25 protein-coding genes and 1 pseudogene are annotated in these 24,592 nt (G+C 50.7%); 11 read left to right on the top strand and 15 right to left on the bottom strand.

Going from position 1 to position 24,592, the window contains the following annotated elements; translation table 11 throughout:
- Positions 1 to 273 precede the first annotated feature (273 nt).
- Positions 274 to 807, top strand: a complete 534-nt coding sequence (locus KCG54_RS09725; protein ID WP_070649437.1) for a c-type cytochrome — start codon at positions 274 to 276, stop codon at positions 805 to 807.
- 162 nt (positions 808 to 969) lie between these two features.
- Entirely contained in the window at positions 970 to 1,683 is a 714-nt protein-coding gene (gene ubiG / locus KCG54_RS09720) for a bifunctional 2-polyprenyl-6-hydroxyphenol methylase/3-demethylubiquinol 3-O-methyltransferase UbiG (RefSeq protein ID WP_210392312.1), read from the top strand.
- A gap of 151 nt (positions 1,684 to 1,834) precedes the next feature.
- Here ubiG and KCG54_RS09715 read toward each other — a convergent pair whose 3' ends face one another.
- Together KCG54_RS09715 and KCG54_RS09710 are read right to left on the bottom strand one after the other, a co-directional pair.
- Complete coding sequence (locus KCG54_RS09715; protein ID WP_003749055.1) at positions 1,835 to 2,305, bottom strand: CYTH domain-containing protein; 471 nt, start codon at positions 2,303 to 2,305, stop codon at positions 1,835 to 1,837.
- Between the two features lie 38 nt (positions 2,306 to 2,343).
- Positions 2,344 to 2,763, bottom strand: a complete 420-nt coding sequence (locus KCG54_RS09710) for a CopD family protein (protein WP_254324051.1) — start codon at positions 2,761 to 2,763, stop codon at positions 2,344 to 2,346.
- A gap of 234 nt (positions 2,764 to 2,997) precedes the next feature.
- Here KCG54_RS09710 and KCG54_RS09705 point away from each other — a divergent pair, with 234 nt between their 5' ends.
- Complete coding sequence (locus KCG54_RS09705) at positions 2,998 to 3,261, top strand: hypothetical protein (RefSeq protein WP_254324050.1); 264 nt, start codon at positions 2,998 to 3,000, stop codon at positions 3,259 to 3,261.
- 190 nt (positions 3,262 to 3,451) lie between these two features.
- On the opposite strand, the gene KCG54_RS09700 is transcribed toward KCG54_RS09705, so the two are convergent.
- The 4 genes from KCG54_RS09700 to KCG54_RS09685 form a co-directional block, all read right to left on the bottom strand.
- Positions 3,452 to 5,488: a M3 family metallopeptidase gene (locus KCG54_RS09700; RefSeq protein WP_254324049.1), complete on the bottom strand. Its 2,037-nt coding sequence runs from the start codon at positions 5,486 to 5,488 to the stop codon at positions 3,452 to 3,454.
- A 121-nt stretch (positions 5,489 to 5,609) separates the two neighbouring features.
- Positions 5,610 to 6,476 carry a hypothetical protein gene (locus KCG54_RS09695; protein ID WP_070615877.1) on the bottom strand — a complete coding sequence of 289 codons (867 nt, stop codon included), beginning with the start codon at positions 6,474 to 6,476 and terminating at the stop codon, positions 5,610 to 5,612.
- Positions 6,477 to 6,547: 71 nt separating this feature from the next.
- Positions 6,548 to 7,411 (bottom strand): mechanosensitive ion channel family protein, encoded by an 864-nt coding sequence (locus KCG54_RS09690; protein WP_188212291.1) that lies wholly within the window; start codon positions 7,409 to 7,411, stop codon positions 6,548 to 6,550.
- A gap of 21 nt (positions 7,412 to 7,432) precedes the next feature.
- Positions 7,433 to 7,927 (bottom strand): restriction endonuclease, encoded by a 495-nt coding sequence (locus KCG54_RS09685; RefSeq protein WP_254324048.1) that lies wholly within the window; start codon positions 7,925 to 7,927, stop codon positions 7,433 to 7,435.
- A 289-nt stretch (positions 7,928 to 8,216) separates the two neighbouring features.
- On the opposite strand from KCG54_RS09685, the gene KCG54_RS09680 reads away from it, so the two are divergent.
- Complete coding sequence (locus tag KCG54_RS09680) at positions 8,217 to 8,552, top strand: hypothetical protein (protein WP_150537172.1); 336 nt, start codon at positions 8,217 to 8,219, stop codon at positions 8,550 to 8,552.
- 351 nt (positions 8,553 to 8,903) lie between these two features.
- On the opposite strand, the pseudogene dnaE reads toward KCG54_RS09680, so the two are convergent.
- Positions 8,904 to 12,337, bottom strand: a pseudogene (gene dnaE, locus KCG54_RS09675) (DNA polymerase III subunit alpha).
- Positions 12,338 to 12,503: 166 nt separating this feature from the next.
- Here dnaE and KCG54_RS09670 point away from each other — a divergent pair.
- Both KCG54_RS09670 and KCG54_RS09665 read left to right on the top strand, forming a co-directional pair.
- Complete coding sequence (locus KCG54_RS09670; protein WP_070825845.1) at positions 12,504 to 12,737, top strand: RNA-binding S4 domain-containing protein; 234 nt, start codon at positions 12,504 to 12,506, stop codon at positions 12,735 to 12,737.
- Entirely contained in the window at positions 12,715 to 12,933 is a 219-nt protein-coding gene (locus tag KCG54_RS09665) for a hypothetical protein (protein WP_254324047.1), read from the top strand. Before KCG54_RS09670 ends, KCG54_RS09665 begins: the two co-directional genes overlap by 23 nt.
- A 214-nt stretch (positions 12,934 to 13,147) precedes the next feature.
- Here KCG54_RS09665 and yihA read toward each other — a convergent pair whose 3' ends face one another.
- A complete protein-coding gene (gene yihA / locus KCG54_RS09660; protein WP_254324046.1) occupies positions 13,148 to 13,789 on the bottom strand; it encodes a ribosome biogenesis GTP-binding protein YihA/YsxC in 642 nt (213 codons plus the stop codon).
- Between the two features lie 215 nt (positions 13,790 to 14,004).
- Here yihA and KCG54_RS09655 point away from each other — a divergent pair, with 215 nt between their 5' ends.
- From KCG54_RS09655 to tsaD, 4 genes are all read left to right on the top strand, one after another.
- Complete coding sequence (locus KCG54_RS09655) at positions 14,005 to 14,628, top strand: c-type cytochrome (RefSeq protein WP_003684518.1); 624 nt, start codon at positions 14,005 to 14,007, stop codon at positions 14,626 to 14,628.
- Between the two features lie 267 nt (positions 14,629 to 14,895).
- Entirely contained in the window at positions 14,896 to 16,848 is a 1,953-nt protein-coding gene (locus tag KCG54_RS09650) for a cytochrome c biogenesis protein ResB (protein WP_254325019.1), read from the top strand.
- Entirely contained in the window at positions 16,841 to 18,028 is a 1,188-nt protein-coding gene (gene ccsB, locus KCG54_RS09645; RefSeq protein WP_003749026.1) for a c-type cytochrome biogenesis protein CcsB, read from the top strand. Before KCG54_RS09650 ends, ccsB begins: the two co-directional genes overlap by 8 nt.
- Positions 18,029 to 18,127: 99 nt before the next feature.
- A complete protein-coding gene (tsaD, locus tag KCG54_RS09640) occupies positions 18,128 to 19,198 on the top strand; it encodes a tRNA (adenosine(37)-N6)-threonylcarbamoyltransferase complex transferase subunit TsaD (RefSeq protein ID WP_254324045.1) in 1,071 nt (356 codons plus the stop codon).
- Positions 19,199 to 19,318: 120 nt separating this feature from the next.
- On the opposite strand, the gene KCG54_RS09635 is transcribed toward tsaD, so the two are convergent.
- The gene (locus KCG54_RS09635; RefSeq protein ID WP_107867844.1) at positions 19,319 to 19,783 is read right to left on the bottom strand and encodes an Lrp/AsnC family transcriptional regulator; all 465 of its coding nucleotides are present in this window, start codon (positions 19,781 to 19,783) and stop codon (positions 19,319 to 19,321) included.
- Between the two features lie 144 nt (positions 19,784 to 19,927).
- Here KCG54_RS09635 and rarD point away from each other — a divergent pair, with 144 nt between their 5' ends.
- A complete protein-coding gene (gene rarD / locus KCG54_RS09630; RefSeq protein ID WP_254324044.1) occupies positions 19,928 to 20,830 on the top strand; it encodes an EamA family transporter RarD in 903 nt (300 codons plus the stop codon).
- A gap of 93 nt (positions 20,831 to 20,923) precedes the next feature.
- On the opposite strand, the gene murU is transcribed toward rarD, so the two are convergent.
- From murU to rplM, 6 genes are all read right to left on the bottom strand, one after another.
- On the bottom strand, positions 20,924 to 21,619 hold the full coding sequence (gene murU, locus KCG54_RS09625) for an N-acetylmuramate alpha-1-phosphate uridylyltransferase MurU (RefSeq protein WP_070645347.1): 696 nt from the start codon (positions 21,617 to 21,619) through the stop codon (positions 20,924 to 20,926).
- An 86-nt stretch (positions 21,620 to 21,705) separates the two neighbouring features.
- Positions 21,706 to 22,206 carry a 4-hydroxyphenylacetate 3-monooxygenase, reductase component gene (gene hpaC, locus KCG54_RS09620; protein ID WP_254324043.1) on the bottom strand — a complete coding sequence of 167 codons (501 nt, stop codon included), beginning with the start codon at positions 22,204 to 22,206 and terminating at the stop codon, positions 21,706 to 21,708.
- 10 nt (positions 22,207 to 22,216) lie between these two features.
- On the bottom strand, positions 22,217 to 22,654 hold the full coding sequence (hpaR, locus tag KCG54_RS09615) for a homoprotocatechuate degradation operon regulator HpaR (protein ID WP_003684610.1): 438 nt from the start codon (positions 22,652 to 22,654) through the stop codon (positions 22,217 to 22,219).
- A 339-nt stretch (positions 22,655 to 22,993) separates the two neighbouring features.
- Positions 22,994 to 23,503: a protein disulfide oxidoreductase gene (locus tag KCG54_RS09610; RefSeq protein ID WP_254324042.1), complete on the bottom strand. Its 510-nt coding sequence runs from the start codon at positions 23,501 to 23,503 to the stop codon at positions 22,994 to 22,996.
- 85 nt (positions 23,504 to 23,588) lie between these two features.
- The gene (gene rpsI, locus KCG54_RS09605; RefSeq protein ID WP_003681515.1) at positions 23,589 to 23,981 is read right to left on the bottom strand and encodes a 30S ribosomal protein S9; all 393 of its coding nucleotides are present in this window, start codon (positions 23,979 to 23,981) and stop codon (positions 23,589 to 23,591) included.
- Between the two features lie 12 nt (positions 23,982 to 23,993).
- Positions 23,994 to 24,425 carry a 50S ribosomal protein L13 gene (gene rplM / locus KCG54_RS09600; protein ID WP_003684605.1) on the bottom strand — a complete coding sequence of 144 codons (432 nt, stop codon included), beginning with the start codon at positions 24,423 to 24,425 and terminating at the stop codon, positions 23,994 to 23,996.
- Between the last annotated feature and the right edge of the window lie 167 nt (positions 24,426 to 24,592).

Genomic DNA, 24,592 nt, shown 5'->3' with positions numbered 1-24,592 from the left:
CGGTAAAAATTTGAATTCTAAAGGAAACTTTGAAAATAAAATGAGTAACTGCTTGAACAATAAAATAAAAGTTATCGCGCTTCATGACAAATGGCGTAAATTTCTATCCGAGTAGAGAGGTGGTGTCAATATGTTTTTCCTGTTTTTGTGACAAAATCTGATTTATACCAATATTTATTATAGTGTAGGTCAAAAGTATTAGTTTCTATGCTAGAATTTTTGAGCTGTTTATATAAAACAGTGATTTAAACTAAAACTAAGGAAAGACAGAACATGAACAAATTACTGATTGCCGTAATGATGATGGCTGGTTTGACAGCTTGTTCCCAAGAGGCTAAACAGGAGACTCAAGAGGCTGCTCAAGCCGTTGCATCTGAAGTTAAAACCGAAGCCGCTTCTGCTGCCGATGCGACTGCATCCGCCGCTCAAGAAGCAGCTGATAAGGTTGAAGCCGCTGCCAGCAAAGCAGAGGAAGCCGCCAAACCTGAAGAGGCCGCCAAGCCCGAAGAGAAAGCCGAAGCGCCTGCCGCTGAAGCCAAGCCTGCCGAATCCGCCAAAGTGGACGGCAAAGCTGTTTTTGAAGCGAACTGTAAAGCATGCCACAGCGGCTTGATTCCCGGCGCTCCGGCCGTAGGCAAAAAAGAAGACTGGGCGCCTCGCATTAAACAAGGCAAAGACACCTTGCACAAACACGCCCTCGAAGGCTTTAATTCCATGCCTGCCAAAGGCGGCAACGGCAGCTTGAGCGACGATGAAGTGAAAGCCGCAGTTGACTACATGGCCAACGAATCCGGCGCTAAATTCTAAACCGCACCGATTGAAACGCACCTTGTCACAAGGTGCGTTTTTTATGGGCAGACGGATGAAAGTTGAAATAGGGCCGATAAACGGGCAAAGGCCGTCTGAAACATTTTATTTTGAAGCACAATCGGCTAAAATCAGGCGAATTATTTTATGCAGGAGCAAACCATGAGCAATCAACACGACAACGTAGATGCCGGCGAAATCGCCAAGTTCAGCCAAATCGCCGATAAATGGTGGGATAAAAACGGCGAATTCAAGCCCCTGCATGACATCAATCCCTTGCGCCTCGACTATATCGACGGCTATGCCGGATTGGCAGGCAAATGCGTGCTGGATGTAGGCTGCGGCGGCGGGATTTTGTCGGAAAGCATGGCCAAACGCGGCGCAGAACACGTTACCGGCATCGATATGGCGGAAAAATCCCTGCAAACCGCCGCTGCCCATGCGGCCGCTCAACACGTTGCCAATATCGATTACCGCTGCATTCGCGTCGAAGACCTCGCCGCCGAGCAGCCGCACAGCTTCGATGTGGTAACGTGTATGGAAATGATGGAACACGTTCCCGATCCGGCCGCCATCGTTCAAGCCTGTGCGAAACTGGTCAAACCCGACGGCATGGTGTTTTTCTCCACCATCAACCGCAATCCCAAATCTTATCTGCATCTGATTGTCGGCGCGGAATATCTGTTGAAATTCGTCCCCAAAGGCACGCACGACTGGAAAAAATTCATCACGCCGGCAGAACTCGCGCGCATGTGCCGCCAAGCCGGATTGGATACCGTCGGCAGCAAGGGCATGACCTACAATTTGTTGAGCGGCCGTTATTCCCTGTGCGATTCGACCGAAGTTAACTACATGGTTGCCTGCCGTCCGGCATAAGACTACACGGATAAAATACACGGGCTTGCCCGATATTTGAAACGGTATGTCGAAAGCAGCTCGATACAAATATCGGTAAGGCAAATCAGGCCGTCTGAAAAGAAAAAAGGCATGTGCGATACATGCCTTTTTTGTATGTGGGTTGTACTCGTTATTCCGTCCAAGACGAATACGGATGTTTGCTCAAATACGCATTGGTGAATTTACCGTCAGACGTGATTTCCTTGCCCAGCCAAGACGGTTTGGGAAACTCGGTATCTTCAGACGGCAATTCGATTTCCGCCACAATCAAGGGCGCATTGTCACCGAAATATTCGTCGATTTCATACACAAAGCCTTCAAATTCGACACGATAGCGGTATTTTTCCATTTTAAACGGGCACATGTCCGCCATCATCGCCTGCGCATGAGCCAACGGGATTTCGTATTCAAACTCGCTGCGCGTCATGTCGGAAATATAGCCTTTCAGGGTCAGCCATGCTTGCGAACCGATAATCCGCACACGGATGGTGCGCTCTTTTTCCACGCTCAAATAGCCCTGTTGTAACACCAGCGGCTCGCCTGCCGCTTCGCGCCAACTGTCATCCGCCAGCAAAAAGCGGCGTTCGATTTCAACCGTCATGAATTCTTTCCTTATTTACCAAACAGGCCGTCTGAAGATTAAAACGGCTTGAAAACCACCATATAAAGCGCGGCCACCATCATCAAAACGGGGAGTTCGTTGAATACCCGATACCAGCGGTGCGAATACACATTGCTGCCGTTTTGAAAACGGCGCAGCAACAGGCCGCAATAAAGCTGGTAGGCCAAGAGCAGCAGGCCGCACAATAATTTAACCGCCAGCCAGCCGTTGCCCCACCAATTGTTGACAAAGCCGATGGCCGCGCCGAATATCAGCGTTCCCCAGCCCAAAGGCGACATAAAGCGGTACAGCCGCCGCGACATATCCGTCAGCCGTACATATTCCGCGCTGCCGGGCTCTAATTGCGCCAGATTCACATAAATCCGCGGCAGATAAAACAGTCCCACAAACCAAGAAATCACAAAAAATATGTGCAACAGCTTAAACCACAAATACATTTCAGACGGCCTCAACACCTAAAACCGTTATTTTATCCGCAATGCGGCCCAAGCCGAAACAAAATAGTCAAAACAATCCGACAGGGTGCGCCGCGACAATGTGTTGCAGGCATGATTTTACCCAAAAGCCAAATTGTAAATTCCGCAATAATATGCACATTGAGATATGCACAATGCAAAAAACTTGCTAGAATTCTATGCTATTTAACTATAAAAGCATTATGGACGGAAAACATGAAACAATTTGAAATCAGCCACAGCGTCAGAAAAGCGCTTTGCGACTACCTGAATACGCGCAATCTAAACCTCAAAGCCGCCATGGACAACGAAACAACCAATGGCGAAGTCGCGGCCATCGTTCACGCAGGATTGCCGGCGATGATTCGGAAAATCTATTCTTTGGAAAAAATGAAATCCTTTTTCTGGACGAAAAAAGATTTGATGATGGAATTTATCAATATGCGTTTGGCCGCCAGCGATAAAAAGGGCAAAAACTAATTTTAGCGATGGGCCGGGGGAGATTGGGGTTTGAAATACGGACTTCAGTTTCTTCCGAAAAAGTTGTTAGAGATTGGACGTATTTATTGTTCCTCATTAATTGTGCCAACCGAAAGGCCGTCTGAAACATTTCAGACGGCCTTTAATTTTGAATCAGCAACCGTTCTGTTTAAAACGGCGGATTTTCAAATCAAGCTGCGTTGTCGAAACCGCTGTGGCGGAGCAGGGCATCCAGGCTTGGTTCGCGGCCGCGGAAGGCTTTGAAGGATTCGGCTGCGCTGCGCGAACCGCCGACGGCCAGCACTTCTTTCCAGAAGCGGCGGCCGGTTTCGGCCACGTCGTCGCTTTCTTCAAACGCTGCGTAAGCGTCTGCGCTCAAAACTTCCGCCCATGCGTAGCTGTAATAGCCTGCGGCGTAGCCGCCGGCGAAGATGTGGCTGAAGCTCAAGGCAAAGCGGTTGTATGTCGGCGGTTGGGTTACGGCGACTTCTTGACGCACTTTGTCCAAGATTTGCGGCCATTCTTTCAGACGGCCTTCATCTTCCTGATGGTAGATTTCCATGTCGAAGATGGCAAATTCCATTTGGCGGACGAGGAACATACCGCGTTGGAAGTTTTTAGCTGCGTGCATTTTGTCGAACAGCTCTTTCGGCAATACCGCGCCGGTTTCTTCGTGCGAGGACATTTGCGCCAATACGTCGTATTCCCAGACGAAGTTTTCCATGAATTGGCTGGGCAGCTCGACTGCGTCCCATTCGACGCCGTTGATGCCGGATACGCCCACTTCGTCAACTTGGGTCAATAAGTGGTGCAGGCCGTGGCCGGTTTCGTGGAAGAGGGTGATGATTTCGTCGTGGCTCAAACGCGCTTCTTTGTCGCCTACAGGCGGGGTGAAGTTGCAGACGAGGTAAGCGGTCGGCAGTTGCAGCGTCCCGTCGGCGAAACGGCGGCGGCTTTTGTAGCCGTCCATCCATGCGCCGCCGCGTTTGCCTTCGCGTGCGTACAAGTCCATGTAAACACCGCCGATGGTTTGGCCGTCTTGTTTCAGCTCGAAATAGCGCACGTCTTTGTGCCAAACGGGGACGGTTTTTTCAGCCAGCTCGATGCCGTACAGTTTTTTGATTTGGGCAAACAGGCCTGCCAATACTTTGCTGATAGGGAAGTATTTTTTCACTTCGGCTTCGCTGAAGGCGTATTTGGCTTGGCGCAGTTTTTCGGCGGCGTAGCTCAAATCCCACGATTGCGGGTCTTCGATATTCAGGTTTTCGCGCGCAAAGGCCTTGATTTCGGCAAAGTCTTTTTCGGCAAACGGTTTGGCGCGGCGGGCAAGGTCGTGCAGGAAGTTTAAAACCTGTTCGGGCGTGTCGGCCATTTTGGTTGCCAGCGACAGCTCGGCGTAGTTTTTGAAACCGAGCAGTTTGGCGGTTTTCAATGCGTTTTCGAGGGTACGGTCGATGTTGGCCGTATTGTCGAATTTGCCGTCGTCGGACAATTCGCTGGCGCGGGTAACGTAGGCGCGGTAGATTTGTTCGCGCAGTTCGCGGTTGTCGGCGTATTGGATGACGGCGAGGTAGTGCGGAATTTGCAGGCCGATTTTGTAGCCTGTTTTGCCTTCGCTTTGCGCGGCGGCGGCAAACATGGCGATGGAGTCTTCGGGAATGCCGGCAAGCGGCGCTGCATCGTCAAAGTAAATGCCGAAAGCGTCGGTTGCGTCTTGGATGTTTTGTGCGAATTTGGCACCCAGTTGCGCGCCTTCGGTTTGCAGTTGCGCCAGTTCTGCCTGCTGTTCGGGCGGCAATTCGGCACCGCTGAGGATGAAATCGCGCAAGTCGTGGTTGAGCTTGGTTTGCTGCGCTGGGGAAAGGGTGTCGAATTCGGCAGAGTTTTTGATGATTTTGAAGCGGTTGTACAACTCGATGTCTTGACCGATTTCGGTGAAGAAGATGGTGATTTCGGGCATCAATTCGTTGTATACGGCACGCAGCTCGGGCGTGTCGACTACGGAGTTGAGATGGGAAACCACGCTCCAAATGCGGCCGACGCGTTCGGTAATGTCGGTCAGTTTTTCGACAGTGTTTGCCCAGTCGGTGTGCGTTTGTGCTTTGATGGCGGCGATTTGTTCGCGTGCTTCGGTAATGGCGGTTTGCAGGGCGGGTTTGATGTCTTCGGTTTTGATTTGGTCGAAACGGGGTTCTTCGCCCAAGTGGAGCAGGACGTTGTCGCTCATATGGTTTCTCCTGAATAAGATGGTTTCAGACGGCCTTGGGGCCGTCTGAAAAGAAAACGATAGGCGTTATATGGTGGCAGACAGGCAGAATTAAAGTGTTTTGCCTGCCTGTCGGTCAGCCTTATTCCGGACCGCGCGGATTGGCGTGCAACGGGGCGGCCAGTTCGAGGCGCATGGTGGTGCCTTCGGGGGCGTAAACCGCATTGGCAACATTGGTTTGCAAGGATTCGGCAAACGAGCCGTGATACACTTTTGCGCCTTGGTGGGTCAGGTTGGATTGTACGTCGACGTACACTTCGCCGCCGATTTGTCGCCAGAGGTGGCAGAAGGTGTAGTCTTCGGACAGGTAGCGTTTGCTTTCGGGATCGACCATGCAGTCGAAGAAGCGGTAGTGCAGGCCTTTGTTTTCCGGGCTGTAGTCGCTGTCGGAGACGTAGTTCAACTCGGGATAAGCCTCTATCATTTTTTCAAATACGCTGCGCTTGATGACCATAAAGCCGGTTGGCGCGTCATGAACCTTCATAAAGCCTTCTTCATCGACTTTCAGGACGATTTCGCCGTTTTCATTTTTGTCGTTGGTGTTGACGGTGTAAGAAGTGTACATACGCTCGAAATCGGCTTGGGTCATGCCGGCAGGAAGGCCTGCTTGGGGCCAGTTTTCGCGTTTGAGCGGATAAACGCCGGCCACAACGTCTTTATCGGCCAAGAGCAGGCGGTAGAATGAGTCGGGAGAGAAGCCGATGTCGGAGTCAATCCAGAATAAATGCGTCCATTCTTTGTTTTCCAAAAATTTGGCCACGCAGTTGTTGCGCGCGCGCGTAATCAGACTTTCGCCGCGCTGCATCATTACTTGCAGCGGCAGGCCGAGGGAGGCGTTGGTGTGGACGATGTTCAGAAGCGAGAGGGTGTAGTTGTGGAAATATTTGCCGTCATGGCTGGGGGTCATAATGACGGGGTACATTTCGGCAAGGGCTGATTCGGGCAACATGGCTTTTCCTTATTGTTGATTGTGAACTTCATTATTGTAAGGGATTTGATTGTATCAATAAACAAACCGTACTATTTTGTTTGGTTGATCAGTCGGTATTGCGTGCGTAAAAATTCGTCTAAGACGGCCTGTTGTATTTCCAGCCGTTTGGAAACGGGGGAGGCGAAGCGTACGATGATGTGGTACACCTTATCATCGTGCGGCACGCGGGACACGCGCGGCTGGGCGGCGGGGGTAATAAAGAGTTTTTGCGCTTGAACGTTTTCCAAATATTGTTGGATAACGGGAACATAGGCCGCGCACAACGGCTCAAGCACGGCTTTCAGACGGCCTGTGATTTCGTCCGAATCCAAATGAATCGGCACGGGGATTTCCACCGTATGAATCACATAATTGCCCAAAATATTGTCGCGGCGTACGGTATGGCTCAAAAGCAGGCTGTTGGGAAACGAGAGCGTTTTGCCGGAAAGCTGGCCGATCAACGGATTAGGGCCGATTTGCATCATCAGCGTGTTCAGCATATTGATATCGACCACCCGTCCGCGCAGGCCGTTGATTTCGATGTAGTCGCCGATGGAGTATTGTTTGGTTACCGAGCGCAGGATGCTGCCGGACAAACACATAATCAGCTCTTTGGTTGCCACCACAATCGCCGCGGCCACTGCAAACATCGACAAGGCCAAAGTTTGAATCTGCGCCGCCCAAATCATCGCCAGCCCGAGCAGGATCAGCAACATGGTTACGTTGCGGCTGAACACCAGCGAGCGGCGTTTGTTTTCAATGCTCAAATCCGGATGGCTGCGAAAATGCGCCGAGAGCAAGATGCTGCGCCCAGCAATGACGGCCACAATCATCAATACCGACATCAATGCCGATTTGATGATTTCTTCACTGACAGGCAAAGCGTTCAGCCATTCATGCATGGTGTTCCACATAATCCTGTTTCCTTTCCCTTCTTAGGCCGTCTGAAAACCCATGCGTTCAAAAATTTCTGCCGCACACGCTTCCGATACCGCAAACAAAGTTGCTACGCTGCCCAAAGCCCGTTGCGCCGCCGCGCTCAAATCGTCGCGGCACACTTCGCCCAGCCACTCAACCGGCCGCACCAGCGACATTTTTTCATCGTCCCATTGCGGACAATGCACCGCGCCGCCCGTAATCCTGCCGACCCGATAACGGCGTAAGGCAGGCGAGTAGGTCAGTACGGCATCTCCATCGGCCAACTCGTTGGCAAACCGCCACATCTGAGCCGCACCCGATTGCGCTGTTCTCAATTTCACATCCGGCACGGCCGAACGGTAAATATCCGTCAGTTTCTCACGGCCAAAACCCTTGGCCGCCGCTTCGGCCAGCATGGGCCAGGCCAACGCCGCCACACCGCGTTCAAAAAATACATCATAAAGCGCACCTTGCGTGCTGCGAACCATATAAAGTCTGGCTTGTTTTCCCATTACAGTACCTGTTTGTTTGAAGGATTCATCCCTTGGTTTCAATATTACCCGTTACGGCTGAAAAATTCGATATTCAACATAGGCGGAAAGGGTTAAATTACCCGCTGAAAATGAATGAATGATGAATGAAAGGCCGTCTGAAAAACAAAATAGGCTGATATATCAATAGATGATATATCGTAACAATATATTAATAACTGTAAAATTTTTTACGCTTGCATCAAAAAAAGGTAAGATGGAATAATCAATCGAGAAAGATTGCTATTCACTGAACATTTAGGAGAGAAAAATGACCTGTAAAACCCACGAACATCATGACCACGTTCACGGCGCAAACTGCGGCCACACTGCCATCAAGCACGAAGGCCACGTCGATTATCTGCACGACGGCCACCTGCACCATGAGCACAACGGCCACTACGACGAGCATGCACTGAGCGTCAATGAAACCAACCCTGACGGCTGCCATCCGGTTGATACCTGCCACGGCCACGTTCACGGCGAAGGTTGCGGCCACGAAGCCGTACCGCACGGCGATCACGTCGACTACATCGTCAACGGCCGTCTGCATCACCAACACGGCAACCACTGCGACGACCACGGCCCGGTTGAAATCGTTAAATAAAACTGTTTTTCAGACGGCCTTTAATATGGGGCTTCTATAGAAAAAGGGGGTGTATTTTCACCCCCTTTGCTTCGTTTGCCCTGTATTTAAAACTGCTGCGGCTTACCGCCTCAAAATCTGTACTGAGCCAATGTATTTACTGGGTGCTTGGCATTGTTTCGGCATTGTCGCTCCCCTTTGTTGTGGGCTATCTTTCCTTATTAATCAAAGGCTTTGTGTAATAAACTTTTCAGATAATCACTCTATTCAATAAGGCTGTCTGAAAGCCTAAATCTTTATCCGATTTATGTTTTTAAAGCGCTTTTTAAATTAAAGGCCGTCTGAACATATGGTTTCAGACGGCCTTTAGTTTTACCAATTCACGCGGACGGCCCTGCTGCCGAGCAATGTTTCCAGTTCGTCAAACAAGGCGGTGCTTGGCGTTACCATCCATTTGGGTGAAATTTTCAATTTGCCTGATGCTTTGCCGTTGCTGTACGACAGTTGCAGCGGAATGTGCGACGTGTCGGGCAGGCGGTGGGCAGTAAGGATGGCGGCGAGGCGCGTGATGTCGTGGCCGGGTGCGAGGGCGAGGCTGAGGCTGCGGGCGTAGCGTTCGCGCGCCATTTGCAGGGTCATGACTTGGTTGGCCATGATACGCAGCCCGTCGCCGCCGCCGTAGTCGTCGCGGCTGACTTTGGATTCGATAATCAGTACTTGGTCGGGTTTGAGGTAGTCTGCGCAGTTTTCCAGCGTGTGGCCGCTGACCATGATTTCCACCAGACTGCTCAAATCTTCAAGGCTGACGAAGGCGATTTTGCCGCGCTTGCCCATCATGGTGCGCACGGCGGTCACGAACCCGGCGAGGCGCACGCTGTCTTGCGGTTTCAGACGGCCTAACTTGGTCGGGGCGATTTGGCGGACTTCTTGGGCATATGGGCCGAACGGGTGTCCGGACAGATAAAAGCCGATGACGGTTTTTTCTTCGGCGAGTTTTTCCGACTCGCTCCACATGGGCGCGTCAACGAGCTGCACCGGTTCGATGGCGTCTTCCATCATGTCGAAAAGTCCGCCCTGATTGGCGTTGGCGGCTTTTTGGTCGGCGTTGTTCATGGCAAGGTCGATGTTCGCCAAGAGCATGGCGCGGTTGGGTTCGATGCTGTCGAACGCGCCGCCGCGGATTAGAGCTTCGAGGGTGCGGCGGTTCATGTGTTCTTTGCCGACGCGCTCGCAGAAGTCCAAGAGGCCGGTAAACTTGCCGCCGCTTTGCCGCGCGGCGATGATGGATTCGACGGCGGCTTCGCCCGTGCCTTTAATCGCGCCGAGTGCGTAGCGGATTTTCATGTTCGGATACGGCGTGAAGCGGTAGTCGGATTCGTTGATGTCGGGCGGCAGGAACTCGATGCCGTTGGCGCGGCAGTCGTCGTAGAAATGCTTGAGCTGGTCGGTATTGTCCAATTCAGACGACATGGTTGCCGCCATAAATTCGGCGGGATAATGGGCTTTGAGCCATGCGGTCTGGTAGGAAATCAGGGCGTAGGCGGCGGCGTGGGATTTGTTGAAACCGTAGCCGGCGAATTTTTCCATGTAGTTGAAGATTTCGTCGGATTTTTCGCGCGAAATGCCTTGTTTTGCCGCGCCTTCGGCGAAGATTTCGCGGTGTTTTACCATTTCTTCGGGTTTTTTCTTACCCATGGCGCGCCGCAGCAAGTCCGCGCCGCCGAGCGAGTAGCCGCCGATAATCTGCGCCGCCTGCATCACTTGTTCCTGATACACCATAATGCCGTAGGTCGGCGCGAGGATGCCTTCGAGCAGCGGGTGAATATATTGGAATTCCTGACCCTTTATGCGCGCGACGAAGTCGGGGATGTTGTCCATCGGGCCTGGGCGGTAGAGCGATACGAAGGCGATGAGTTCTTCAAACTTGGTGGTGTGCGCCGTTTTCAGCATTTTTTTCATGCCGGTCGACTCGAACTGGAAGACGGCGGTGGTGTTCGCATCGCGGAAGATTTGGTAGGCGGCTTGGTCGTCAAGCGGAATCTTGCCAACATCGACGATATCGCCGGTGGTGTTTTTGATGTTGTTCTGCGCCATTTCGATAATGGTCAGGTTGCGCAGACCCAAAAAGTCGAACTTCACCAAACCCACGTCTTCTACGTCGCCCTTGTCGTACATAGATACGGGCGAGGCGGATTCGTCCGCCTGATACACGGGGCTGTAATCGGAAATCTTGCCCGGCGCAATCAATACGCCGCCTGCGTGCATACCCAAACCGCGCGTCAAGTCTTCCAGCTTTTTCGCCAGCGTAATCAGTTCGTCCGCTTCTTCTGCTTCAATCAATTCCTGAATCTGCGGCTCGGTCTCCATGGCTTTTTCCAAACTCAGGGGTTTATTGGCTTCCAACGGAATCAGCTTGGACAGTTTGTCGCACAGCATAAACGGCAGTTCCAGCACACGCCCCACGTCGCGAATCACCGCTTTGGACGACATCGTGCCGAAGGTAACAATCTGGCTTACCGCATCCGCGCCGTATTTCTCGCGCACATATTCAATCACGCGGCCGCGGTTTGCCTGACAGAAGTCAACGTCAAAGTCAGGCATGGAGACGCGTTCGGGGTTCAAGAAACGTTCGAACAGCAGCGCGTATTTCAGCGGGTCGAGGTCGGTAATCTTCAATGAATACGCCACCAATGAGCCTGCACCCGAACCACGGCCCGGTCCTACCGGACAGCCGTGTGTTTTTGCCCAGTTGATAAAGTCTTGTACGATAAGGAAATAGCCGGGGAATTTCATCTGGATAATGATGTTCAGCTCAAAATCCAAACGTTCCTGATATTCCGGCATTTTTGCCGCACGCTCCGCCTCGTCGGGATAAAGCTGAACCATACGTTCCTGCAAGCCCTCGTTGGACAGCTTCACCAAATAATCGTCCAGCGACAGGCCGTCCGGGGTAGGGAAGAGCGGCAGGAAGTTTTTGCCCAATGTGATGTGCAGATTACAGCGTTTGGCAATTTCTACCGTGTTTTCCAAGGCTTCGGGCAAATCGGCGAAACGTTCGGCCATGGTTTCCGGCGGAATGAAAAACTGGCTCGGCGTGAAATCGCGCGGACGTTTTTTGTCTGTCAATACCCAGCCGCCTGCGATGCACACCCGTGCCTCATGTGCGTTGAAATCGTCGCGGCTCATAAACTGAGTCGGATGCGTCGCTACCACCGGCAAACCCAATTCCTCTGCCAGTTTCACGCTGCCGGAAACGCAAGCCTCCCATTCGGGTCGTTCGGGTAGGCGTTGCAGCTCTAAATAAAACGCATCGGGAAACCATGCCGCATATTTCAACGCCGCCGCACGCGCTGCGTCTTCGTTGCCGTTCAAAAGATTCACGCCCACTTCGCTGTAATGTGCGCCACTCAAGCAAATCAAGCCGCTGTTGTCGCCGTTTTCCAGCCATTCGGGATTAAGTTCCGCATGATGGATATTGCGGTCTTTGCCGACATAGGCCTCCGTCAAAAGTTCGCTCAAGCGCAGATAGCCCGCATCGTTGCGGATAATCAGCATGGCACGAAACGGCTTGTCGGGCGCATTCGGATTGCCTATCCACACGTCTGCTGCACCGATCGGCTTAATCCCAGCGCCGCGGCAGGCTTTATAGAATTTCACCAAGCCGAATTCGTTCATCAAATCGCTGATGCCCAAAGCAGGCAAACCGTATTCCTGCGCTTTGGCAATCAGTTTTTTAATCCGCACCATACCGTCGGTAATCGAGAATTCAGTATGCAGGCGCAGGGGATGTAGGTCGGCTCGGTCATGGCAAAATCGGCGTAAACAATAAAAGGCGTATTGTAGCAGGGTTGGCAGCTAAAGGCCGTCTGAAAACCAAATGTAATGGGGTTGGATAAAGCAAATCAAACAGAAGGGGGGCTTTCTTTCAGACGGCCATGTTAAAATATCGCCATTATTGAAAAGGATTAAATGATGGAAGCAACCGTCTATCTTGAAGACAACGAATACATCGCGTTGTGCGACCTGTTGAAATTGGCCGGCCTTGCCGAAAGCGGCGGACAGGCAAAAGCGTTTATCGCCGAAGGGCTGGTATTGCGTAACGGCGAAACTGAAACCCGTAAAACCGCCAAAATACGCGGCGGCGAAGTGATTGAGTTTGACGGTGCGCGCTTGGAAATCGCCGATGGATACGACTCTGAAGAATAAAGCCGAAGCCATCTTGGGCGAGCCGTTATTAGACGAACCCGTCCGTCCCGAGTCGTGGGAATGTTGCGGCAGCGAGTGCGGCGATGCCTGTATTCAGACAATGTATTGGGCGGAAAAAGCACGTTATGACGCGCAACAGCGGAAATTGAAAGAAGCTGGTTGGACGAATGGCGAAGATGAGGCAAAGGCCGTCTGAAAAAGGTTTAGTTGAATAAGACCATGCTTTTTAAAATTTTTCACTGACACGTCGTTATTTTTAGTTTGCGATAAGAAAATAAAAAAACGCAATAAAAAAGGGTATACGTATACATACCCTTTGAAAGTCAGATAGAAAACGGCATTATAGAAAAACAAATGACGGAATAAGATTTGCGGTTGGTCAACTCATCTCATTCCACCTTGTTTTACAATCACTCAGGCAATGCTTCACCTGCAAGATTCTCGATTTCTTCGCGATGCGCGTCAAACCATGAGCTGACCACTTGATTGACTTCGTCCATGCCTTGTTTTTTCAGGCTGGAGAACAGTTGAACGCTGATTTTTTGACGCTCGGTGTAGGGTTTGAGTGATTTTTTTACCGCCGCCAAAGTTTTAATCTGATCGTTTTTAGACAGTTTGTCTGCTTTTGACAGCAGGATATGCACAGGGCGGCCGGTGATGTGGAAGAAGTCCAGCATTTGAATGTCTAAAGCCTTGAGTGGATGGCGCGAGTCCATAATCAGAATCAGGCCGATCAGTTGGCGGCGTTGTTGCAGGTAGTCGCCCAAGAGTTTTACCCAGTGTGCACGAATGGCCTCCGGTACTTGCGCGTAGCCGTAGCCGGGCAAGTCGACCATGAAATTGCCGTTTTCCAGTTCAAAGAAATTGATGTGTTGGGTGCGGCCCGGTGTTTTGGAAACGTAGGCAAGGCGCACATGATTGGTTAAGGTATTGATGGCGCTGGATTTGCCGGCATTGCTTCGGCCGACAAAGGCAATCTCGGCCGGCGTGTCGGGCAGGTCTTTCAGATGGTTGACCGTTGTAAAGAATTTGGCGTTTTGAAAAAGGTTCATCAGTATTTCCTTGCATGGAAACAAAACTGCAACATCATAATTTGTATCGGGCATTTATGTTGCAGCAGTTTGGTAATTTGAGTAGTAATTTAATGTAAACTTGGTATAGAATAGCACGTTTATAGAATTATCGGTTTTAATCGGGAAAATTCCCCGGTATTTGAGTATAAAAAAGGCATTGACGCGGTACGCAATGCTGTAATCAGGAGCACTCCATGAAACGATTGACTTTATTGGCCTTGGTATTGGCTGCCGGTGCGGTTTCCGCTGCCCCTAAAGCAGATGCTGAAAAAGGCAAACAGGTAGCGACTACTATCTGTGCGGCGTGTCACGCAGCCGATGGTAACAGCGGTATCGCAACTTATCCTAAACTGGCAGGTCAGGCTGCGGCCTACACCTACGGTCAAACCATGGCCATCAAAGACGGTACCCGTACCCACGGTGCTGCCGGCGTGATGAAACCGATGGTGATGAACTTGTCCGAACAAGACATCCGCGACGCTGCCGCCTACTACGCTAAACAACAAGGCAAACCGGGCGAAGCCAATCCTAAAGAAAACCCAGAGCTGGGCGCGAAAATCTATCGCGGCGGCCTGAGCGCTAAAAAACTGCCGGCATGTATGTCTTGCCACGGTCCTAGCGGCGCAGGTATCCCTGGCGGCGGTACTGAAATCCAAGCCTATCCTCGTCTGGGCGGCCAACACAAAGCTTACGTTGTCGAGCAAATGAAAGCTTACCAATCCGGTCAACGCAAAAACGCCATCATGGCCGATATTGCCAACCGCCTGAGCGAAGAAGAGTTGAACGCAGTAGCCAACTTCATCCAAGGTTTGCACTAATTTCGTTTTGAAACGAGCTTATTGATACAGGCCGTCTGAAAACTCTTCAGACGGCCTTAGCCAATATAGGCCGATAAGCCTGATTGGTTTTTTCAAATAGCGATAGCAAGATTTTTACTACAATATGCAGTATTCTTCCTTTCGCATCACACGTCATAGCAGTCCGTTCTACCGATCGGGTTGCCCCAAGCCGACATTTGAGACATGAGTAAATCTTCATCATCCGTCCCACTCATCCATAGACCGTGGTTTGCCTTTTTCAGCTCCATGCGTTTTGCCGTCGCCCTGCTCAGCCTGTTGGGCGTAGCTTCGATTATCGGTACGGTCTTGCAGCAAAACCAGCCGCAAGTCGATTATTTGGTGAAATTCGGCCCGTTTTGGTCGCAGATTTTCGGCTTTTTGGGTCTGTACGACGTGTACGCCTCGGCGTGGTTCGTTGTCATCATGATGTTTTTGGTGGTTTCCACCGGATTGTGCTTGATTCGCAATGTTCCGCCGTTTTTGCGCGAGATTCGTTCCTTCCGTGAAAACGCGAAGGAAAAATCGCTGGCGGCAATGCGCCATTCCATCGTTTTAGACGGACAGGTGACGCCCAAAGTCGCACAACGGTATTTGGAAGTGCAGGGCTACGGCTGTAAAACCGTTACGCGTGAAGACGGTTCGGTTTTGGTGGCGGCGAAAAAAGGTGCGATGAACAAATGGGGCTATATCTTTGCCCATGCCGCGCTGATTGTGATTTGTTTGGGCGGTTTGATAGACAGCAATATTCTGCTGAAAATCGGTATGCTTACCGGCCGGGTCGTGCCGGACAATACGGCGGTTTACGCCAAAGACTTTAAGCCCGAAAGCGTGTTGGGTACGTCTAATTTGTCGTTTAGGGGCAATGTCAATATTTCGGAAGGTCAGAGCGCGGACGTGGTATTTCTGAATGCGGATAACGGCATGCTCGTGCAAGACTTGCCGTTTTCGGTCAAATTGAAGAAATTCCATATTGATTTTTACGATACCGGTATGCCGCGCGATTTCGCCAGCGACTTGGAAGTCACGGACAAGGCAACCGGCAAAGTCAGCGAACACACTATCCGCGTCAACCATCCTTTGACGCTGCACGGTATTACGGTTTATCAGGCAAGTTTCGCCGACGGCGGCTCGGACTTGACGTTTAAAGCGTGGAATCTGGCTGATGCCGACCGTACTCCGGTCAAACTCAAAGCGACTTCCATGCGCGAGTTTCCGCTGGATTTGGGCAAGACCTCTTATAAACTGGAATTCGACCAGTTTACTTCGATGAACGTCGAAGACATGAGCGAGCCGTCTGAAAAAGAGCAGAACTTGAAATCCGCCCTCAACGATGTTCGCTCCGTCCGTCAAGAAGGCAAAAAATACACCAATATCGGCCCGTCTATCGTTTACCGCATCCGCGACAAAGCAGGGCAGGCGGTCGAATATAAAAACTATATGTTGCCGGTAAAACAAGATGAAGACTATTTCTTCATTACCGGCACACGCAGCGGCTTGGCGCAGCAATACCGTTGGTTGCGCATTCCGATGGATAACAACGGCCAAATCGACACCTTTATGGCTTTGCGCCAATATCTGAAAGATGATGCAGCACGCCGTAAAACCGTTGTCAACGCCGTTAAAGGCGCGCCTGCCGAAATCCGTGAGCAATTCATGGCGGCGGCGGAAAACACTTTGTCGATTTTTGCCAAAGGCGGCTATTTGGCTTTGGACGAATTTGTTACCACCAACATTCCGAAAGATCAGCAGGAAAAAATGCAGGGCTATTTCTATGAGATGCTCTATGGCGTGATGAATGCCGCTTTGGAAGACACGATCAGCACATACAATCTGCCGGCTTGGCCGCAAGATGAAAAACGCAACCGCTTCCTGCTGCATGCAATGGATGCTTACACAGGTTTGACCGAATATCCCGCGCCAATGATGCTGCAACTGGATAGTTTTGCCGAAGTGCGCTCTTCCGGCCTGCAGATGACCCGTTCGCCGGGTGCATTCCTGGTGTATTTGGGGTCGGTATTGCTGGTGTTGGGTACGGTGTTTATGTTCTATATTCGTGAAAAACGTGCTTGGCTGCTGTTTTCAGACGGCCGTATCCGTTTTGCCATGTCTTCCAGCCGCAACGAACGCGACTTGCAGAAAGAATTTCCGCAACACACACGGCAATTGCAGCAGCTTGCCAAGGATTTGAACCATGAATAACAAACATCAGGCCTTGCCCGAGCATGAGCTTCTGACACACAAATCATTTATCCGAAACCTCAACCTCTTCGACTGGGCATTCGCACTGCTGATTGCCATCGGTGCGTTTATTGCCCAAACCCAGGCCGGTCTGCATATGGACATCTACGAAATGGTGATTTTGTGGGCGAGTGCCGGTATTGCCGTTTTTCTGGGTTGGTTTTTTAAACCGATGCGCTGGTTTATCCCTGTGGGCGTGTGCCTGGCGTATTTGGCCGTTGATTTGTATGGCGGCGATATCAAACGCGCAGACGGCTTCCTGCTCAAATACCTGTTAAGCAGCCAGTCGGCGATTATGTGGCAATGCGCGTTTGTATTCTTTGCCTTGTTTGCCTATATCGTCGGTGCGATAGCGGCGGTGCGCAAGAATGTGCCGACCAATACGCTTTTGGGCATGGGGAGCGTGTTTGCGTGGGTTTCCGCGATGGCGGGCTTTGTTGGCTTGCTGGTGCGCTGGCATGAAAGCTATCTGTTGCGTCCCGATGCCGGCCATATTCCGGTTTCCAACCTTTACGAAGTATTCATCTTGTTCTTGGTCATTACGGCGCTGATGTATCTCTATTACGAAGGCCGTTTTGCCGTACAAAAACTGGGCGGATTTGTCTTCAGCTTTATGGCGGTTGTAGTCGGATTTGTCTTGTGGTACAGCGTTTCGCGCGAGGCGCATACCATTCAGCCGCTGATTCCTGCTTTGCAGTCTTGGTGGATGAAAATCCACGTTCCGGCCAACTTTATCGGCTACGGCGCATTCTGTATCGCCGCCATGCTGGGTATTGCCGAACTGTTGGCGCTCAGAAAAGAAGATGCGGGCAAAAAATCATGGCTGCCGCAATCTCAAGTTATTGAAGAAGTCATGTACAAAGCGATTGCCGTCGGTTTCCTGTTCTTCACCATTGCCACCATCCTCGGCGCATTGTGGGCGGCCGATGCGTGGGGCCGCTATTGGAGCTGGGACCCGAAAGAGACTTGGGCATTCATCGTTTGGCTGAATTACGCGGTCTGGTTGCATTTGCGGCTGGTGGCAGGCTGGCGCGGCAAAGTGTTGGCTTGGTGGGCGGTCATCGGCCTGGTCATTACCGCCTTTGCCTTTATCGGCGTGAATATGTTCTTGAGCGGCCTGCACTCTTACGGCACTTTGTAAATCGCTTATTCTGCACTTTATTTCAGACGGCCTTTTTCCGTTTTCGGGGAAAACGCCGTCTGAATCGTTTTTAATCATTTTTTCAGACGGCCTCAAACCATGTTGGTATTAGGAATTGAATCATCTTGCGACGAAACCGGCGTTGCGCTCTACGACACCAAGCGCGGCCTGTTGGCGCATCATTTGCACACCCAGATGGCGATGCACGCCGAATACGGCGGCGTTGTTCCCGAATTGGCCAGTCGCGACCATATCCGCCGTGTGGTGCCGTTGACGCAAGGTTGCTTGAAGGAAGCAGGCGTAGGCTATGCCGACATCGACGCGGTTGCCTTTACGCAAGGTCCGGGCTTGGGTGGCGCATTACTGGCCGGTTCAGGCTTCGCCAATGCCTTGGCATTTGCCATCGGCAAGCCCGTTATCCCCGTTCACCATCTTGAAGGCCATTTGCTCTCGCCCTTGTTGGCAGACGACAAGCCTGAATTTCCATTTGTCGCTTTGCTGGTGTCGGGCGGGCATACACAATTTATGGCTGTACGCGGTATCGGCAATTACACCTTGCTGGGTGAAAGTGTGGATGATGCGGCAGGCGAGGCATTTGATAAAACGGCCAAGCTCTTGGGCCTGCCTTATCCCGGCGGTGCCAAATTATCCGAGCTGGCCAAACTCGGTACGCCTGATGCCTTCACATTCCCACGCCCCATGCTCCATTCGCACGATTTGCAGATGAGCTTTTCCGGTTTGAAAACCGCTGTTTTGACCGCTGTCGAAAAAGTCCGCGCCGAAACCGGCAGCGATGAAATTCCGGAACAAACACGCAACGACATTTGCCGCGCTTTCCAAGATGCGGTAGTTGACGTATTGGCGGCCAAAGCCAAAAAAGCGTTGTTGGATACCGGCTTCAGAACTTTGGTGGTTGCCGGCGGTGTGGGTGCAAACTGGAAACTGCGTGATGAATTTTCACGCTTAACCGTCAAAATGCCGTCTGAAAAAGGCAAACCCAAACCGCAGGAAGAAAAAATCAATATTTATTTCCCGCCGATGGCATACTGTACCGACAACGGCGCAATGATTGCCTTTGCCGGCGCGATGCGTCTTGCCGAGCGTCAGGCTGTCGGTGCATTCAATGTCAAACCGCGCTGGCCGCTGTCGGATATTGTGAAGCAGGGCTGATGTATTAGACTGCTTCGATGCAATGAAAGGCCGTCTGAAAACCTGAAGATATGGTTTTCAGACGGCCTTTAACTAAATGGATTTATGTTGTGAAGTCTCTTTGTAAATAAAGAAGAGCAGTTATCCCGGAATTTCGATTTTAGTTTCCGTTTTGGCGAAATTCATTACAAATTGGCTTTTGAAATTGCGCACCCTGTTGACGGACGTAAGCACGCGGCGCGTGAAGGCGTGATAGGCAGGCATATCGGTGCAATGCACCAACAGCAAGAAATCATAATTGCCGGAAATTTCATAACATCCGACAACTTGCGGATCGCGCTGCATACTGCGTTCAAATGCCTCTTGCACATCGTGGTACTGGCGTTCGAGGTCAACTTGGACAAAGACGCTGATGTTCAAGCCGACTGCCTGCGGCGAGACGATGGCGGCTTGGCGGATGATGACGCCTTGTTCGGTCAGGTTTTTGATGCGCCGCTGGCAAGTGGCAATCGATGAATGCACTTGTGCGGCCAATTCTTTCAGCGGAATGTCCGCGCGTGTTTGGAGAATGTTGAGGATATTGCGGTCGAGTTTGTCCAGTTCCATTTCAGACGGCCTTTGAATGTAATATTTTTTGATTTTTTAATCATAATAGGAAAATTATCTTTGTTATATAAAAAAATATGAGAAATTTTTTCACACATTTTCTTTACAATATCAATATTGATTTATCTAGGAAGGCCGTCTGAAATGACGAATTTATCCAAAGGTTTGCTGGCGGCCATAACGTCCAATGTGTTGTTTGCCATGCTGTTTCTGTACGGCGTATGGATGCAGCCGATGAGCGGCACGGAAATTTTTGCGTGGCGTATGGTGGCGATGCTGTCGGCTTTATGCGTGCTGATGACGATGGTCAACGGTTGGCAGGCGGCGGCGCGGTTTGCAAACAATATCGGCCGTGATTGGAAGCGGTGGCTGTTGATTGTATTGCCGACGCCGATATTTGCCAGCCAGTTGTGGCTGTTTGTCTGGGGGCCGGTCAACGGGGAAGGGGTAAACATCGCCATGGGTTATTTCCTGTTTCCTTTGGCGATGATGCTGGGTGGACGGATTTGGTTTAAAGAGTGTTTAAACCGATTGCAGATGGTTGCCGTTGCGTTGGCATGTGCAGGCGTAGCATGTGAATTGGTACGGTCGGGTGCGTTTTCGTGGACGACGGTGTGGGTGTTCGGTACCTATCCGTTTTATTATCTGCCACGCCGAAAACTGGGTGTGCCTTCTTTAATCGGTCTGACCTTTGATTTAATGATGATTACGCCGTTTGCGTTGGCGTATATTATATTTGCAACGGATACGCCAGCGATGATTGCGGCCAAACCGGTTTTAATTTTCTTTATTGTGTTGCTAGGCTTCAATAGCGCAATATCTATGCATTTGAATTTGAAGGCGAGTCAGTTGTTGCAGGTTGCGGTGTTCGGCATGTTGAGCTATTTGGAACCTGTATTGCTCTTTATTGTGTCGATTGTGTGGCTGGGCGATCCGGTGCAAAAAGGCGCATTGATCGGCTATGGCCTGATTTGGTCGGGATTGTGCGTGATGATTGTCAATGGCTTGTTGGGAATGAAGAAAGAAAAGAAATTGGCTAAAGCTTGATGATAGATTAAGGCCGTCTGAAAACTGAGTTGGTCAATATTTTCAGACGGCCTTTGATATTGAAAGGGACGTATCGGATACGCCCCTTTTGTTTTACCAGCTTTGGGCGACACGGTCGGCTTCTTGCAGGCGTTCGACTGTGCCGACGTCCAACCAAAGGCCGTTGTGGTGTTCGCCGCTGATTTGGCTTTGGCTCATGGCTTGACGCAACAGAGGGGCAAGTTTGGCAGCCTGATGCGCCGGGGTATCTTTGAAAAGTGCGGGATGATAAACGCCCACGCCGCTGAAAGTCAGGGCTTGGCCGTCTGCAGATGAGGCGGATACCAGGCCGTCTGAAAGCAGGCCGAAGTCGCCTTCGGGATGGTGTGGTGGATTGTCCACCAGCCATAAATGGGCGAGAAGGTTGTGTTCCTGCATACGCTGGGCAGCCAGTCGTGCAGCTTGGAAATCAATGTCAGTCAACACATCGCCATTGACGACCAAAAACGGCTCGTCGCCCAAAAGAGGCAGGGCAGTGGCAATGCCACCGGCGGTTTCCAGGCCTCCGGCGAGTTCTGGAGAATAGGCAATGCGCACGCCGTAGTCCGAACCGTCTTTCAAGGTATCTTCGATTTGTTGGCCAAGCCAGGCATGGTTGATGACGATTTCAGTGAAACCGGCCTGTTGCAGGCGGCGCAAGTGCCAGCCGATAAGCGGTGTGCCTGCTACTTCGAGTAAGGGTTTGGGTGTGTGGTCGGTCAAGGGGCGCATGCGTTCGCCGCGACCGGCGGCCAGTATCATTGCTTTCATGAGGGTGCCTATAATGTATGAGCCAGAAAAGGTCTCAGGCCGTCTGAAAAATGAAACCGATGTTTCAGACGGCCTGAGACCTTTATTTATGCCAAATATTTGAATTTCCTACGAAAATACAGCAATGCCGGTGCTTGTGTGTCGGTATTGCGGATTTCGTTGATCTGAACGAAAAAGACGTAATGCGTGCCGATTTCGCGTTGATCGACAATGCTGCCGTGCAGGTGCGCCAGCGCGCCTTCTACCTCGAGCTGTCCGGTTTGTCCCCTGTGCCAAATATGGTATTCGAAGCGTTCTTCGGGCGAGAGGTCGGTCAGTCCGGCAAAGTGTTCGGCAACATCCTGCTGGCTGTCGTTGAGCGTGTTGATACACAAATCACGGTTGCCTTGCAGGATGGGAATGATGGCGGATTGGCGGTTGATGCACAGCATGACCGTCGGCGGCTCGTCGGTAACGGCAGTTACGGCAGTCATAGTAATGCCATAGCGTCCCGTTTCGCCGTCTGTCGTGATAACGTGTACGCCGGCGGCACAGGAGGCCATGGCATCTCGAAATAGTCTCTTGAGTGTGTGTGTTGAGTCTGTCATCCGGCTTTCTTTATTTTAATGCCTGTTCGATTTTTGCCAGCTCTGCCAAGAGTTCTTTAAGTTGTGCCATTTTTTCTTTGGACAGAACTTTTTCAATCGCATCGTAGCGTTCGTCAACCAATGCACCGATGGATTCATAGAGTTTCTCACCTTCGGGCGTCAGTTTTAGATAAACACGGCGTTGGTCGTTGGAAGGCTTCAGGCGAACGGCCAAACCTGCTTTTTCCAGGCGGGTTAGAATGCCTGTCAGGCTGGGGCGAAGGATGCAGGCCTGATTGGCCAAATCTTGAAAGTCGAGTGTGCCGTTTTCCGCTAAGAGCCGGATGATACGCCATTGCTGGTCAGTAATATTGGCTTGGTTCAGAATAGGGCGGAATTGGGTCATCAATGCTTCCCGTGCCTGAATCAGACCGATATTGATAGATGCATGTTTAGATTGGTTGGGCATTACTAAGTCTCCGGTGTTATCAAAAATCAAACCGTTGAAGCGTGAGGTAGATTGATAAAGGCGAATATTGCTGTTTTAAGGCTGCCGTCGGCCGCCGGGTCATGGGAACAAAAGCATCACTGCCACAATATTAGATGAAGATCTCTAACAGTTTGTTTTGATAATAATGTTTCCAATTGTTCTTATGGTTATATCTTAGTCTATTTTCTTTATAATCTCAACAAAATCATATGTTATTGGGAAAGAGATAGTTTATTTATTTATGAAATGGAATTGGTTGAATATATTCAGGTGAAATTATTCTTTAAATTTTCTATTTTTAGTGGATTTTCAATGAATTTAGCTGAAGATATTTGCCAAGTAAATTCTGATTTTTAAGCCGATATAACTGGAAAGTCCGGATGTGTGATGAATCATTTTGCCATCTTTTAATATGATAATGGTCGGTGTAACGGCTATGTTCCATTTTTGAGCCATCAGGCCGTCTGAATCGTTGAAGTTTGGAAAGGATAGATTGTTTTGTTGCATATGGTGGGCAATGTCTGCGTCGCTTCCGGAGCGCAAGGCTACGCCCAGTGTTGGGATATTGTCTTGGTGCAGCTTTTCTATGGTTGATGATGTGTATGAACAAATACGACACCAGCTGCCCCAAAAATAAATGACGGCAACCCGATTTTGGCTGAAGGATTGAAGGGAAGTGGTTTGCCCATCGGTTAAAGTGATGGTTTGTGCTGCTGACTGCAAGGGTTGGTCAGGCTTGCGCACCCAGTCGACAATCAGGGATAAGAAGATGAAGATAATCACAGCCTGAAGCAATGATTTGGCGTAGTGGAGCAGGGTTTTCGTCATATATTACGGGGGATATTGGATTATCGTTTTATAAATGAAAAAAGCCTTGCAAAGCAAGGCCTTTTGATTCGATTCTGAAAACGTATTAACGTTTGGAGAATTGTTTTGCGCGACGTGCTTTGCGCAAACCTGGTTTTTTACGTTCAACTTCACGAGCATCGCGAGTAACGAAGCCTGCTTGAGACAGAGCTGGTTTCAGGGCTGCATCGAAGTCGATCAGGGCGCGGGTGATGCCGTGACGGATAGCGCCGGATTGACCGGTTTCGCCACCACCGGTTACGTTAACTTTGATGTCGAAAGATTCGGCATTTTCAGTCAGAACCAGAGGCTGACGTACAACCATGCGGCTGGTTTCGCGTGCGAAGAATTCGTCAACGGGACGGCCGTTTACGATGATTTGGCCGGTACCTTTAGTCAAGAATACACGAGCCACTGAACTTTTGCGGCGGCCTGTGCCGTAGTAGTATTTACCGTTCATGTCGTGTCCTTATTATTTCAGTTCCAAAACTTTAGGTTGTTGTGCAGCGTGGCCGTGTTCGGCGCCGGCGTACACTTTCAGTTTTTTGATCATGGCGTAGCCCAGAGGACCTTTAGGCAACATGCCTTTTACGGCTTGTTCCAAAGCGCGGCCTGGGAATTGCTCTTGCATTTCGCGGAAAGTACGCTCGTAGATGCCGCCTGGGAAACCAGAGTGACGGAAGTATTTTTTGTCTTCGAATTTAGCACCGGTCACGCGCAGTTTGTCTGCGTTGATGACGATGATGTAGTCGCCGGTATCAACGTGAGGGGTGTATTCGGGTTTGTGTTTGCCGCGCAGACGGTGTGCGACTTCGGCTGCGACACGACCCAGAACTTTGTCTTCTGCGTCAATGACGAACCATTCGCGCTTCACCTCGTGGGGTTTTGCAGAGAAGGTTTTCATGGTTGGAATCCAGATATATATAGAAAGTTATGGATTTTAAAGAGGAGATTGGTTTTTGTCAATCTTAATTGAGTGTGTTTGATGCATGAATATGCGGTTTTTTCAGACGGTCGGAAATCTTTACGAAAGTCTTTACTTGGAAAGGGAAAAGCCACACCTGTCGGCAT

The organism is Neisseria subflava (genome assembly GCF_024205705.1).
GTDB lineage: Bacteria > Pseudomonadota > Gammaproteobacteria > Burkholderiales > Neisseriaceae > Neisseria > Neisseria subflava_D.
This window is presented reverse-complemented; position numbering and strand designations above follow the sequence as displayed.